Origin of the sequence: Marinobacterium arenosum, assembly GCF_019795155.1 — a bacterium.
In the GTDB taxonomy this organism is placed as follows: Bacteria; Pseudomonadota; Gammaproteobacteria; order Pseudomonadales; family Balneatricaceae; genus Marinobacterium_C; species Marinobacterium_C arenosum.
Genome location: NZ_JAILYN010000001.1, coordinates 185,407 through 199,544, shown reverse-complemented (window position 1 = coordinate 199,544; position 14,138 = coordinate 185,407). Strand labels below are relative to the sequence as shown.

The window sequence follows — 14,138 nt, the reverse complement described above, 5'->3', positions numbered from 1 at the left end:
TTGTTTATAAATAATACTTCTTGCAGAAGTCTGACACGCAACCCTCTGATTTTTTATGAAAAATTGGCGGGTCCGATTTAGGAAGCCGGTAATGCTGCGCAAACTTGCCATCAGCCTCGCGGTTGCAGGAGTTCTCAGTGCCGCCGAAGCCCATGCACTGGGCTTGGGTGATATCACCATCAAGTCGGCCTTGAATGAGCCGCTGGACGCCGAAATTAGACTGGTCCAGACCAAAGGGCTTAGTCCGTTACAGATCCAGCCACGGATGGCCGATGTCGATGAATTCGCCCTGGCTGGGATCAGCAAGTCCCGTTTCCTGTCAGACGTGAAATTCTCCGTCGATCTGACGCCGAATGGCGAAGGCACTATCCGGATGCACTCGTCGGTGCCGGTGAAGGAGCCCTTTCTAAACTTCCTGGTTGAGATCAATTGGCCGAATGGCCGTCTGGTGCGGGAGTACACCGTGCTGCTGGATCCGCCGGTGTTTGATCCGACCCCGGCGCGCCAGGCGGCACAGCCGGTGCTGCCGGCTGTCAGCAGCCAGGCGGCTGCGTTGCCCAGCCTGCGGCGCCCGGCTGCCAGCGCACCGGCCGATAACATCCGTACCCGGATGAAGCCCGCCAGTCAGATCTATGTCGATGTAAAAGACACCCTCTGGGCGTTGGCGTTGAAGCATCGCCCGAGTAAAGATATTACGCCGCAGCAGATGATGGTGGCGTTGCAGAAGAAGAATCCTGATGCTTTTCATCGCAATAACGTCAATCTGCTGAAAGCGGGCGTAGTGCTGGATCTGCCGAGTGAAGAGCAGATTCGCGCCCTGACGCCGCAGCAAGCGGTAGCCGAAGTTGCCCGTCAGACCGAAGCCTGGAAGCAGAGGCGTGGCAAGAGTTCGAAGCCAGCGAAAGCACCGGTAGATGTCTCCCGCAAAGATACCGGCGCTGATGGCCTGCCCGGCGGGCAGGCTGAACAGGCTCAGTTGAAGATAGTTTCGCCGGCCAATCCTGCGGCTGATCGGAAGGCTGACGGCAAGGTATCGGACCAGGGAAGTGATGATCAGCTGAAAGCGCTGACCGATCGCAACCAGGAGTTGGAACAGCAGCTTTCTGCCGCGCTGGAAGACGTTGACCGTATTGAGCGCGACAACTCCGAGATGAATGAGCGGCTTGATGCCGTGCAGCAGCAGCTGGATACATTGCAGCGACTGCTGGAGTTGAAGGATCAACAGGTTGCTCAGTTGCAGGCGGAATTGGCGGCGGCCAAGGCGCAGATTCCGCCGGATCCGGTACCGGCTGCCGAGTCGCCGAGCCTGGTCGACAAGCTGCTCTCCACACCGCTTTACTGGGGTAGTGCCCTGGGCGGCTTGCTGGTAATGCTCGGTGGTGGGCTGTTTGCGCTGCTCAGACGTGGCCGCAAAGAGGGCGGTGGCGAGCAGCCGGAGCAGGGTAAGCCTCTGGTGCAGGTGCCGGAAGAGCTCAATGCCGATGCGGATAAGCCGGAAGAAACAGAAAGCGATGAATCCTCTGCAGTTGAAGGGGAAGGCCCGGCTGACGAAATCAGCGATGAGCAGCTGGAGGCGATGGAAGACCTGGATGATCTGTCCGATCTGGATCTCGATCTGGATATGGATCTCGAGCTGGATCCGATGGACGACGAGTTGATGGACGACGTCGATGCATCCGAAGAGACTCAGGCAGAAGCGGAGCAGCCGGCCGAAGATAATCTGGAAGACATGGAGTTTGATCTGGGCATCGAGGATGACCTGGATGAACTGCAGCCTGAGCCATCGACCTCTCAATCATCCGCTGAAGCGCCGGCTGATGAGGGGCTGGATTCAATTCTGGCCGAAGAGGGGGCCGTGGCAGATGAGCTCGACAGCCTGCTGGGCGAGGTGAAGGCGGATAAGAGCGAAGCTGCACAGGAGGTCGACGATGATCTGGACACCTCTCTGGATGAGTTGCTGGCAGCGGATGCGGCGGACGATGCAGTAGAGGCTGCGCAAGCTTTTGATGGGACAGCAGCAGACGAGACTGGTCTGGAGATCGATATCGCCGATGATGACCAGGATGACGAAGATGATCTGCTGGATGGCCTGGACCTCGACGAGTTACTAGCCGAAAACGGCCTCGATGCAGTCGAGCCGGCCGATGAGGTCGAGGACGCCGCCGAAGTAGATGCCGGGTCGACTCTGGAACTGGCGGAAGCGGATTCGCTGTTTGACGAGATCCTGCAGCAGAACTCCGATGAGGAACTGGCTGCTGAAACGGCTGAGCAGGCGGCAAGCCCGTTCAAGCTGGAACTGGACGGTGATACCGATGATGCCGACAGTCCGGTGAGCGATGATGAACTGGACGCGTTGCTAGATATGGCTGAGCAGTCGTCCGATGCCGAGCAGTCGTCGCGGGCCGAGCAATCGGATGACGGGCAGCCGGAAGAGCTGGCAGGCGACGAGCTGGACGCACTGTTCCAATCGGCCCAGGCGTCCAGTTCTAATAGTGCGGCCGAAGAGAGCGGAGTGGCTAATGAGGCTGATCTGGCTGGAGACGAGCTGGACGCACTGTTCGCATCGGCCCAGGCGTCCAGCTCCAATAGTGCGGTCGAAGAGGCCGGGGCGGGTGATGAGGCTGATCTGGCTGGAGACGAGCTGGACGCACTGTTCGCATCGGCCCAGGCGTCCAGCTCCAATAGTGCGGCCGAAGAGACCGGGGCGGGGAATGAGGCTGATCTGGCAGGCGACGAGCTGGACGCGCTGTTCGACTCGGCAAAGGGGGCTGATGCCGGGGGCGCCTCAGATGAGGTGCAGGATGATGTAGACGCGAGCCTGGCGGATGACGAGCTGGATGCGCTGTTTGATTCGGCTTTGAAGCCTGATGCAGCAACAGGGTCTGAATCGACCGAGATCGTTGAGGAGCTGTCCGGCGATGATCTGGAGGCGCTCTTCGATGAGGTTGCCGGGCCGGTGACGGAAGAGGCGGCTGCTGAGGAATCGGACGGTCTTAACCTGCATCCGGACCTGGCTGAACTGCTGGCCGAACAGCCGGAGCCGGCGGCTTCAGCCGATGAAGGCGAGGCGCTTGACTCGGTTGATTTCGAGCTGCCGCTGGAAGAAGTTCAGCAAGCAGCGGCCGTCGAGGCCGAAGTGCCGGAGTCTGGTTTGGATGAGGTGGAGTTCAGCGGCGGATTGGACGATATGCTGGCCGAGCTCGATCAGGCCGACGACGATGAGCCGAAGGAGGCAACGGCCGCGGACCTGGCCGAGGTGGAACTTAAGGAGGAGGAGCTTGGTGGTGGTCTCGATGACATGCTGGCCGATCTGGGGCAGCAGGTTGCCAGCAAAGGCGGCGACGACCTGGCTAGCCTGGAGCGTAGTCAGAAAGCCGTCGATGTCGAGGCGGAGTTGACTGCCAGTATCGCCCATGACCTGGAAGCGGAGCTGGATGACGAACTGGATGCGCTGCTCAATGGTACCGATCGGGAGATCGCGCTGGACGAGAGCGACGCACTGGAGGATCTACCCGGTATGGAGGATGACCTGAACCTGCTGGCGGGGGCAGATGAGGTCGAGACCAAGCTGGATCTGGCCAAGGCTTACATCGAAATGGGTGATCAGGACGGAGCCCGTGATATCCTTAACGAGGTGAAAGCGGAAGGGTCCGATACCCAGCAGAAGGAAGCCGACAAGCTGCTGGCTGGTATGGCCACCGCCTGAGGCGGTGGTCGACGGCCGGTCGGCATCGGGATTAAAGGTAGTATTTGAAGTAAATGGCAGTACAACAGGATTCCAACCAGGGGGCGATTTCGATCGCCCCCTATCGTTATGCGCTCTGTGTGGAGTACGCCGGCGCCAGCTACAACGGCTGGCAGACCCAGAAAACGGGCGACGTGCGCTGCATCCAGACCGAGGTCGAGCGGGCCCTGGCCCGAATCGCCAATCATCCGGTGGCAGTGGTTTGTGCCGGTCGGACCGATACCGGCGTTAACGGTACCTATCAAGTCATCCATTTCGATTGCCAGTTTGAACGGCCGGAGCGGGCCCTGGTGCTGGGCACCAACACCCATCTGCCGGACGATATCGCGATCAAATGGGCGGTGCGGGTGCCGAACGACTTTCATGCCCGCTTCTCGGCGCTGGAGCGTCGTTACCGCTACGTAATTTGCAGTGCGCCGGTCAAGCCGGCAGTGCTGGCGCGCGGTGTGACCTGGACCCACAAAAAGCTCAATGTCGAATGGATGCACCAGGCGGGGCAGCAGCTGGTCGGCGAGCATGACTTCTCCTCATACCGGGCGGTGGCCTGCCAGGCCAAGAGCCCGGTGCGCGACGTTCGAGAGCTGTCCGTCTACCGCAGCGGCCAGCTGATCGTGATCGACGTGCGGGCTAATGCTTTCCTGCACCATATGATCCGCAATATCGCCGGGGTGCTGATGAAGATCGGTGCCGGCGAGGCGCCGATCGACTGGTCGAAGGAGGTGCTGGAGGCGCGTGACCGCCGTGACGGTGGAGTCACCGCGCCGCCCTGGGGGCTGTATTTCGTCGATGTTCGCTACCCGGACCAGTACGCACTGCCGAAATCGGAGCTCGGGCCCTATTTCCTGACCGGACTGGACTGACTTTACCCGCTGGCATCTGTTACTATCTCTGCTTTTCAGGGCCTATTTTCAGTGACTCGAACGCGCGTAAAAATCTGTGGCATTACCCGGCTGGACGATGCCCAGGCCGCGATTGCGGCCGGGGCGGATGCGCTGGGCTTCGTGTTCTATAAACCGAGCCCGCGCTATATCGCACCGGACGCGGCGGCACAGATCATCGAGCGGTTGCCGCCTTTTGTCACCACCGTCGGCCTGTTCGTCAACGAGACGGCGGAGCAGGTGGCGCGCACGCTGCAGTTGACCGGGCTGGATCTGCTGCAGTTTCACGGCGACGAGTCCGAAGCCTTCTGCGCTGGCTTCGAGCGCCCCTATTTCAAGGCCCTGCGTATGAAACCCGAACTGGATGTCCTGGCGCTCTGTCAGCAGTACGACAGCGCCCGGGCGATCCTGTTGGACGCCTACCGGCCGGGTGTGCCGGGCGGTACCGGTGAGGCGTTCGATTGGGCCCGGATCCCGGCTGAGATGCCGAAATCCCTGATCCTGGCCGGTGGTTTGACACCGGACAACGTGCGTACCGCAATCGAGCAGGTACGGCCCTATGCCGTCGATGTCAGCGGCGGGGTCGAAGCTGCGAAAGGTATTAAAGACCAACAAAAAATCGAAGTATTTATGCAAGAGGTGGCCCGTGCCAACCAATATTGATCTCGCCAAACTGAAACAGCTGCCCGACGCGCGCGGGCATTTCGGCCCCTACGGTGGGCGTTTTGTCTCTGAGACCCTGATCGCTGCACTGCAGGATCTGGAACGTACTTATGAGAAGCTCTGGCGAGACCCGGCATTCCAGGCTGAATTCGACCGTGACCTGGCGCACTATGTCGGCCGTCCCTCACCGCTGTACTTCGCCGAGCACCTGACCCGCCACGTCGGCGGCGCCCAGATCTACCTGAAACGGGAAGACCTGAACCACACCGGTGCTCACAAGGTGAATAACACCATCGGCCAGGCACTGCTGGCCAAGTACACCGGTAAGCCGCGGGTGATCGCCGAAACCGGCGCGGGGCAGCACGGTGTGGCATCGGCCACGGTGGCGGCCCGACTGGGGCTGGAGTGCCAGGTTTACATGGGAGCCGAGGATGTCGAACGCCAGAAGCTGAACGTCTACCGGATGAAGCTGCTGGGCGCCGAGGTGATCTCGGTCGAGTCCGGTACCCGCACGCTGAAGGACGCGATGAACGAGGCGATGCGCGACTGGGTGACCAACGTCGACAACACCTTCTACATCATCGGTACCGCTGCCGGCCCGCACCCCTATCCGAAACTGGTGCGTGATTTCCAGGCGGTGATCGGCCGCGAAGCCCGTCAGCAGTGTCTGGAGCAGGCTGGCCGTCTGCCGGATGCACTGGTCGCCTGTGTCGGCGGTGGTTCCAACGCCATCGGCCTGTTCCATCCGTTCATCGAGGATGAAGCGGTTCGCATGGTCGGCGTCGAAGCCGGCGGTCACGGTATCGAGACCGGCGAACATGCCGCGCCGCTCAGTGCCGGCCGGCCGGGTGTGCTGCACGGCAACCGTACCTATCTGATGGAGGACGATGCCGGCCAGATTCTGGGCACCCATTCGGTCTCCGCCGGGCTGGATTATCCGGGCGTCGGTCCGGAGCACGCATGGTTGAAAGATTGTGGCCGCGCCGAATACGTGGCGGCAACCGATGACGAGGCGATGGATGCCTTCCGCCTGCTGACCCGTATCGAAGGGATCATGCCGGCGCTGGAGTCCAGCCATGCGGTGGCCCATGCGATGAAGATGGCGAAAGAGATGGACCCGGATCAGATCATCGTGGTGAACCTGTCCGGCCGTGGCGATAAAGATATTCATACCGTCGCCCAGATCGACGGCATCGAAGTGTGACACAGGGGAAGGATCATGAGTCGAATCGATAGTTGTTTTGATCGTCTGGAGCAGCAGGGCCGCAAGGCGCTGATCCCCTATGTCACCGCCGGAGATCCGAATCCGGAGGTGACCGTGCCGCTGATGCACGCGCTGGTCGAGGCCGGTGCCGACATTCTCGAGTTGGGGGTGCCGTTTTCCGACCCGATGGCCGATGGACCTGTGATCCAGCTGGCCTGCGAGCGGGCGTTGAAGCACCACACCCGGCTGTTGGATGTGCTGGCGATGGTGAAAACCTTCCGTGAACAGGATGGCGAAACCCCGGTGGTGCTGATGGGTTACCTGAACCCGATCGAGGTGCTGGGTTACGAGCGTTTCGTCGAACTGGCCGCCGATGCCGGTGTCGATGGTGTGCTGACCGTCGATCTGCCGCCGGAAGAATCCGAAGAGTTCGTCCAGCTGTTGAAAGCGCGCGCTATGGACGCCATCTACCTGCTGGCGCCGACCACCGAAGAGAGCCGTATCGCCCAGGTCTGCCAGAGCGGCAGCGGTTACGTCTACTACGTATCGGTGAAAGGGGTGACCGGTTCTGCGGCGCTGGATGTGGCCGAGGTGGAGCGTAAGGTGCGGCAGATCCGTCAGCACACCGATGTGCGCATCGGCGTCGGCTTCGGTATCCGCGATGCGGCGTCGGCCAAGGCGATCGCCTCGGTATCCGACGGCGCCATCGTCGGTAGTGTGCTGGTGAATAAAATTGCAGAGCTGGCCGACAGCCCGGCGGAGATCCCCGCCGCTGTCGCCGCGATCGTTAAAGAGATGCGCCAGGCGATGGATGCCTAATCGGCACCTTTGTCTGGTTAAATGGAACAGGTTGAGAGATCTATGAGTAACTGGCTGGAAAAAATTGTTCCTTCCTTGGGGCGTTCCGAGAAGAAGCGCTCCAATATTCCGGAGGGCCTGTGGAAGAAGTGCCCGAAGTGTGAAGCTGTACTCTATCGTCCGGAACTGGAAAAGAGCCAGCACGTCTGCCCGAAATGCGACCACCATATGCGCTTGACCGCCCGTCGTCGTCTGGAGTTTTTCCTGGACGCCGACGGTCGTAGCGAGCTGGCGACCGATGTGGAGCCGGTGGACCGCCTGAAGTTCAAGGACTCCAAGAAGTACAAGGACCGTCTGGCGGCAGCGCAGAAGGCGACCGGCGAGAAGGACGCGCTGATCGCGATGCGCGGTAGTGTCAACGGCGTGCCGGTGGTGGCGGTGGCGTTCGATTTCCAGTTCATGGGCGGTTCCATGGGGGCGGTGGTTGGTGAGCGCTTCGTGCGTGCCGCCAACCTGAGCCTGGAAGAGAATATCCCGCTGATCTGCTTCTCCGCCTCCGGCGGTGCGCGGATGCAGGAGGCGCTGTTCTCGCTGATGCAGATGGCCAAGACCAGTGCGGTACTGGAAAAACTGAAGCAGGCCGGCGTGCCCTACATCTCGGTGCTGACCGATCCGGTGTACGGCGGTGTATCCGCCAGTCTGGCGATGCTGGGTGACCTGAACGTGGCTGAGCCGAAAGCGCTGATCGGCTTCGCCGGTCCGCGAGTAATCGAACAGACCGTGCGCGAGAAGCTGCCGGAAGGCTTCCAGCGCAGTGAGTTCCTGCTGGAGCACGGCCAGGTGGATATGATCATCCATCGTGGTGAGATGCGTGACCGCCTCAGCAGTATCCTGCGCAAGCTGACCCGCCAGCCTGCCGCCTGATCCATCCCGCGGCACCCGCCGGCCCGGCGGGTGCTGCCTCTTCTCGGAAAGAGATCCCTATGGAGCAATCCCGCGCTCAATTCACGTTGTCCCAGTGGTTGAACTGGGTGGAACAGATGCACCCCAGCGAAATCGATCTGGGGCTGGATCGCATCCGTCAGGTCTACCAGCGGCTGGCGGTTGATTTTGGCTCGACACAGCTGGTCACTGTCGCCGGCACCAACGGCAAGGGTTCGACCATCAGCTACCTGTCCGAGATCTTGCAGGCCGCGGGTTACCGTACCGGCTGCTATACCTCGCCACACTTCCTGCGCTACAACGAGCGGGTCCGGATCGGTCGGGAAGAGGCGACCGACGAGCAGCTTTGTGAAGCCTTCCGGGCGATCGATGCGGTGCGCGAAGATGTGTCGCTGACCTATTTCGAGTGGGGCACCCTGGTGGCGCTCTGGCTGTTGGCCCGGGCGGAGCTGGACGTGGCGCTGCTGGAGGTCGGCCTGGGCGGTCGGCTGGACGCGATCAATATCGTCGATCCGCATATTGCCGTGGTGACCTCTATCGGCCTGGATCATGTCGACTGGCTGGGTGACGATATCGAAGGGATCGCCGCGGAGAAGGCCGGTATCTTCCGAACCGGCCGTCCGGCGGTCTGTGGCGCCGACCCGGCACCGGCGGCGATCGCTGCCACCGCCGAACGGCTCGGCGCCCGGTTGTACCAGAAGGGCGCGCAGTTCAGTGTCCAGTCGGCCGATGATGGCTGGCAATGGCAGGGGCTGAACCCGGCGGGCGAAACCGTTGTCTACCGCCAATTGCCCTATCCGCAGCTGCCGTTCCAGAATGCCGCTACCGCACTGCAGGTGTTGTCTTTGCTGCCGCTGGCGGTCGATGAGGCGGCGATCCATCAAGGGTTGCGGTCGGCCTCGATGACCGGCCGGATGCAGCAGGTGGCGCTGCCGGAAGGTCGCTGTATTCTCGACGTGGCGCACAACCCCCAGGCGGCTGAGCTGCTGGCGGAAAGGCTCGCCGACCACGCAGGCCGGGTGCGGATCGTATTGGGTATGCTGGGCGACAAGGATGCCGCATCGGTCATGCAGGCATTGCAGCCGCTGGCGGCGGGTTGGTACCTGGCGACACTGGAAGGCGCACGTGGTTGCCGGGCTGAGCGGCTGGCCGAACAGCTGGCTGGTCCGGCGGGCTGTTTTGACGGGGTGCTTGAGGCATTGTCCGCGGCGCGGGCTGAACTGCAGCCCGATGAGTGCTTGCTTGTTGCCGGCTCCTTTTATACGGTGTCGGCTGCACTGGATGCGTTGAAGATGGAAAAGTGAGATGTCTGAAAGCTTGAAGCTGCGCCTGGTCGGTCTGGCCGCGATCATCCTGTCGGCCGGGATTCTGTTTCCGCTGTTCTTTGACGGCGCCGGCTACCGCGAGCGACATCTCAGCAACGATATTCCGCCGGAGCCGGAAGCGCCGGTGGTGATCAGTGTCACCCCGGTCAAGCAGGCGCTGCCGGATACCAGTGAACTGGCGGAACCGGCCCCGGCCGCCGAGCGGCCGGCCAAGTCGGCGGCGCTTCAGGCCAAGATTGATAAGTCGGATGCCAAGCTGGCGATCGAGCCGGATACCCCGACCCTGGATCAGGAGGGCGTGCCGGTTGCCTGGACCCTGCAGCTGGCCAGTTTCAAGGATGAAACCAATGCCCGTGGGCTGCGTAAGCAGCTGATCAATGCCGGGCATAAGGTATACACCCGTAAACAGGCCGGGTTGGTCAAGGTTTATGTAGGGCCGGACCTTCAGCGTTCAAATCTTGAGCGGTTGAAGCTGGAGCTGAAAGAAAAGATGGCCCTGGATGGCATAATCGTACGTTTTACCACTCAGTGACGATTGGGTTGCTGTCGGGGCTCTGTTAGAATGCGCGCACATTATCACTGCTGGCATCAGATATGAACTGGGCTGACTGGATCATTCTCGGCATCATCGCTATTTCAAGCTTGTTCAGCCTCAAGAGAGGCTTCATGCGCGAAGCGCTCTCTCTGGTGACCTGGGTTGCGGCATTTGTCGTGGCCCGTCTGTTTTCCGATGCGCTGGCCACGTTGCTGGCGCCCTATATCCAAACCCCGTCGCTTCAGCTACTGGCGGCCTTTGCTATTCTGTTCATAGCAACCCTGCTGGTCGGCGCGGTGATCAATAACCTGGTTGGCATGCTGGTGGACGCAACCGGCCTCAGTGGTACCGACCGGATGTTGGGGGTGGGCTTTGGTATTGCGCGCGGTGGCTTGCTGGTTATCGCGCTTATAGCCCTGGTGGGTATGACTCCGGCAACGGAGGACCCCTGGTGGCAGGAATCTCAATTAATTCCCCATTTCAAAACGATGGAAGCATGGAGCCGGAACGTTGCGTCGGATATGGCGCAGGTGATCTGGAATGCCGGTCGTTGACGGATGGGTGGCAAGATTTAGACGAGACTGTTCCCTTCGAGGTGAGAGCGAATGTGCGGCATTGTGGGCATCGTTGCCAAATCCCATGTAAACCAGACGATCTTTGACGCCCTGACGGTGCTACAGCACCGCGGTCAGGATGCAGCCGGGATGGTGACCTGTGAAGGTAACCGTTTCTACATGCGCAAGGACAACGGACTGGTGAACGAGGTCTTCCGGACCCGTCATATGAAGCGCCTGATGGGCAACGCCGGTATCGGCCACGTCCGCTACCCGACCGCCGGCAGCTCCAGCGCCGCTGAAGCGCAGCCATTCTACGTCAACTCGCCGTACGGCATCGCGTTGGCCCATAACGGCAACCTGACCAATGCCGATGAGCTGATCGACCAGGTGTTCCGTGACGACCTGCGTCACGTCAACACCACGTCCGATTCCGAAGTGCTGCTGAACGTGTTCGCGCACGAGCTGCAGGCTCAGGGCAAACTGGTACCGACCGCCGACGATATCTTCAAGGCGATCGCGCGGGTTCATGAGCGGGTGACCGGCGGCTACGCAGTGGTTGCGGTGATCACCGGTTACGGCATCGTGGCGTTCCGCGATCCCAACGGTATCCGCCCGCTGGTGTACGGCAAGCGTGAGACCAAGCAGGGCGATGAATACATGGTCGCTTCCGAGAGCGTCGCGCTGGATACCTCCGGTTACACCCGTATCCGCGACCTGGCGCCGGGCGAGGCGATCTTTATCGACATGGACGGTCGGGTATCGACCCGCCAGTGCGCCAACAATCCGCGCCTGACGCCGTGCCTGTTCGAGTACGTCTACCTGGCGCGGCCGGATTCCATCATCGACGACGTCAACGTGTACAAATCGCGTATGCGTCAGGGGGTCAGCCTGGCCGAGAAGGTCAAGCGGGAACGGCCGGATCACGATATCGACGTGATCATCCCGATTCCGGACACCAGCCGTACCGCTGCATTGGAGATGGCCAATCACCTGGGTGTGATGTTCCGTGAAGGCTTTATCAAGAACCGCTATATCGGCCGTACCTTCATCATGCCGGGCCAGACCGAGCGCAAGAAGTCGGTGCGCCGCAAGCTGAACCCGATCGAACTGGAGTTCAAGGACAAGGTGGTGATGCTGGTGGACGACTCCATCGTGCGTGGCACCACCTCCCAGCAGATCGTGCAGATGGCGCGCGAGATGGGTGCCAAGAAGGTCTATTTCGCCTCTGCCGCGCCGGCGGTACGCTACCCGAACGTCTACGGTATCGACATGCCGGCGGCCGACGAGCTGATCGCCCATGGCCGGACCGATGACGAAGTGGGTCAGGAGATCGGTTGCGACTGGATGCTTTATCAGGATCTGGATGATCTGAAGGAGAGCGTCCGCAGTGGCAACAGCGAGATCGAGGATTTCGATACCTGTGTGTTTGACGGCAAGTACGTTACCGGCGACGTGGACGAAGCCTACCTGGCGCGTCTGGAAGCCAAGCGTAACGATGCCGCCAAGAACAAGAAGGTAGTCGAGACCAACAGCAACGAGTCCGCCTGCCTGCAGAACAAAATTGACTAAGGAGTCCCGACGGATGGCCCGACCGGGTTTTGAACGCGAACAGCGTATCCAGTTCGAGCTGGAAGATTGCAGCTTCGAGACGCTGGCGCTGCGTGCCGGTCAGCACCGCAGCGACGAAGGTGAGCATAGCGATCCGATCTATCCCACCTCCAGCTACGTTTTCTCCAGTGCCCGCGAGGCGGCGGCACGGTTCGGCGGTGAAGAGGAGGGCAATATCTACTCCCGCTTCACCAACCCGACCGTACGGGCTTTCGAGCAGCGTATCGCCGCCTTGGAAGGCGGCGAACGGGCCGTGGCGACGTCGTCCGGCATGGCGGCGATCCTCAGTGTCGGCTTGTCGCTGCTGAAGTGCGGCGATCACGTGGTCTGCTCGCGTAGCGTGTTCGGCTCCACCGTGGCACTGTTCCAGAAGTACCTGAGCCGGGCCGGTATCGAAACCACTTTCGTTGATCCGACCGATCTGGCTGCTTGGCGTGCTGCACTGCGTGACAACACCCGGCTGCTGTTCCTGGAAACACCGTCCAACCCGCTGTCGGAACTGACCGATGTGCGCGCGGTGGCCGATATCGCCCATCAGCATGGCGCTTTGCTGGCAGTGGACAACTGCTTCTGCACCCCGGTACTGCAGCAGCCGCTGAGCCAGGGCGCCGATCTGGTAGTCCATTCGGCGACCAAGTACCTGGATGGTCAGGGACGCTGCATCGGCGGCGCGGTGGTCGGTCGCAAGGCGGAGATGGAGGAGATCTTCGGTTTTATCCGTACCGGCGGCGCCTGCCTGAGCCCGTTCAATGCCTGGGTGTTCCTGAAAGGGCTGGAGACGCTGCCGATTCGCATGCGTGCCCACTGCGAGAATGCACAGACGATGGCCGAATGGCTGCAGCAGCAACCGGGGATCGAACGGGTACACTATGCCGGCTTGGCAAGCCATCCGCAGCACCAGCTGGCCAAGCGTCAGCAGAGCGGTTTCGGAGGCGTGCTGTCGTTCGAGGTCAGCGGCGGCCAGGAGGCGGCCTGGCGGTTTATCGATGCCACCGAGATGGTGTCGATCACCGGTAACCTGGGCGATGTCAAAACCACCATTACCCACCCGTACACCACTACCCACGGTCGCATGACCGAAGAGGACAAGGCGGTGGCCGGGATCAAGCAAAACCTGATCCGGTTGTCGGTGGGACTGGAATCGCTGGATGACCTGAAGACGGATATGCAGCGGGGTTTGGCGGCACTCTGATTGTCGGTAAAAAAGCGCCGTCAAAACGGTCCCGGCAGACGCCCTCTTCGGAGGGCGTTTTTGCTTCTTAATACGAGTCGCGGCCCGGTATTCGACGCAACATCGGTGCTCACTGCTAATGAAATTGATGCTGGCGTTAAAAGAGATCAATCGGCGGTGAACACCGCTTCGGTGATATGGCGGGCGCCGTCGGAGCGCAATTCACTACGTTTAAGCAGGAAGCGGTCGACGGTAAAGCTGAACTGCTGATCGTAGAAGCGGTGCTCCAGCATCTCCAGCAGGCCGGCGTCGAGGCCGTGGCGGCTGCGGCAGAGGGTCAGGTGGGGAACGAAGCTGCGTCTTTCCATCTTGAAGCCCGCTGCCTGCAGCCGGTCGCTGACCCGCTTCTGCAGCAGCATCAGCTCGGGGCAGGTCTCGACCCCCAACCAGATCACCCCGGAGCGGAACCAGCCGATCCCCTTGCTGCTGAGGGTAAAGCGCTGCAGTGGCACTTCGGTCAGTGCCTCAATAACCTCGACCAGCCGGTTGTCTGGCTGTTCGCCGAGAAAAGCCAGCGTAAAATGTTGCTGATCCGGCGGATTCCAGCGGATCTTGCGTCCGGCGGGCAGCAGCGCTGCGATCTGTTCGGTGACCGCACCCGGTGGATCGACGCAGACAAATAGACGCATAACGACTCCCATCAGGAGAGAAC

General features: G+C 61.2%; 12 protein-coding genes. 11 read left to right on the top strand and 1 reads right to left on the bottom strand.

Going from position 1 to position 14,138, the window contains the following annotated elements:
* The first annotated feature begins 91 nt into the window (after positions 1-91).
* The 11 genes from K6T12_RS00900 (at position 92) to K6T12_RS00850 (ending at position 13,447) form a co-directional block, all read left to right on the top strand.
* Positions 92-3,706 carry a FimV/HubP family polar landmark protein gene (locus K6T12_RS00900; protein ID WP_222218500.1) on the top strand — a complete coding sequence of 1,205 codons (3,615 nt, stop codon included), beginning with the start codon at positions 92-94 and terminating at the stop codon, positions 3,704-3,706.
* Between the two features lie 53 nt (positions 3,707-3,759).
* Positions 3,760-4,605: a tRNA pseudouridine(38-40) synthase TruA gene (gene truA, locus K6T12_RS00895; RefSeq protein ID WP_222218498.1), complete on the top strand. Its 846-nt coding sequence runs from the start codon at positions 3,760-3,762 to the stop codon at positions 4,603-4,605.
* Between the two features lie 51 nt (positions 4,606-4,656).
* Entirely contained in the window at positions 4,657-5,286 is a 630-nt protein-coding gene (locus K6T12_RS00890; protein WP_222218496.1) for a phosphoribosylanthranilate isomerase, read from the top strand.
* Positions 5,270-6,490, top strand: a complete 1,221-nt coding sequence (gene trpB / locus K6T12_RS00885; protein ID WP_315853545.1) for a tryptophan synthase subunit beta — start codon at positions 5,270-5,272, stop codon at positions 6,488-6,490. Before K6T12_RS00890 ends, trpB begins: the two co-directional genes overlap by 17 nt.
* Positions 6,491-6,505: 15 nt before the next feature.
* A complete protein-coding gene (trpA, locus tag K6T12_RS00880) occupies positions 6,506-7,309 on the top strand; it encodes a tryptophan synthase subunit alpha (RefSeq protein ID WP_222218494.1) in 804 nt (267 codons plus the stop codon).
* A gap of 42 nt (positions 7,310-7,351) precedes the next feature.
* On the top strand, positions 7,352-8,212 hold the full coding sequence (gene accD / locus K6T12_RS00875; RefSeq protein WP_222218492.1) for an acetyl-CoA carboxylase, carboxyltransferase subunit beta: 861 nt from the start codon (positions 7,352-7,354) through the stop codon (positions 8,210-8,212).
* 59 nt (positions 8,213-8,271) lie between these two features.
* The gene (gene folC, locus K6T12_RS00870) at positions 8,272-9,534 is read left to right on the top strand and encodes a bifunctional tetrahydrofolate synthase/dihydrofolate synthase (RefSeq protein WP_222218491.1); all 1,263 of its coding nucleotides are present in this window, start codon (positions 8,272-8,274) and stop codon (positions 9,532-9,534) included.
* 1 nt (position 9,535) lies between these two features.
* Positions 9,536-10,087, top strand: a complete 552-nt coding sequence (locus K6T12_RS00865; RefSeq protein WP_222218489.1) for an SPOR domain-containing protein — start codon at positions 9,536-9,538, stop codon at positions 10,085-10,087.
* Between the two features lie 62 nt (positions 10,088-10,149).
* Positions 10,150-10,644 (top strand): CvpA family protein, encoded by a 495-nt coding sequence (locus K6T12_RS00860; protein WP_222218487.1) that lies wholly within the window; start codon positions 10,150-10,152, stop codon positions 10,642-10,644.
* Between the two features lie 51 nt (positions 10,645-10,695).
* The gene (gene purF / locus K6T12_RS00855) at positions 10,696-12,216 is read left to right on the top strand and encodes an amidophosphoribosyltransferase (RefSeq protein ID WP_222218485.1); all 1,521 of its coding nucleotides are present in this window, start codon (positions 10,696-10,698) and stop codon (positions 12,214-12,216) included.
* Positions 12,217-12,229: 13 nt separating this feature from the next.
* On the top strand, positions 12,230-13,447 hold the full coding sequence (locus tag K6T12_RS00850) for an O-succinylhomoserine sulfhydrylase (RefSeq protein ID WP_222218484.1): 1,218 nt from the start codon (positions 12,230-12,232) through the stop codon (positions 13,445-13,447).
* Positions 13,448-13,593: 146 nt separating this feature from the next.
* Here the strand turns inward: K6T12_RS00850 and thpR are convergent, their stop codons facing one another.
* On the bottom strand, positions 13,594-14,115 hold the full coding sequence (gene thpR / locus K6T12_RS00845) for an RNA 2',3'-cyclic phosphodiesterase (protein WP_222218482.1): 522 nt from the start codon (positions 14,113-14,115) through the stop codon (positions 13,594-13,596).
* Positions 14,116-14,138: the final 23 nt, after the last annotated feature.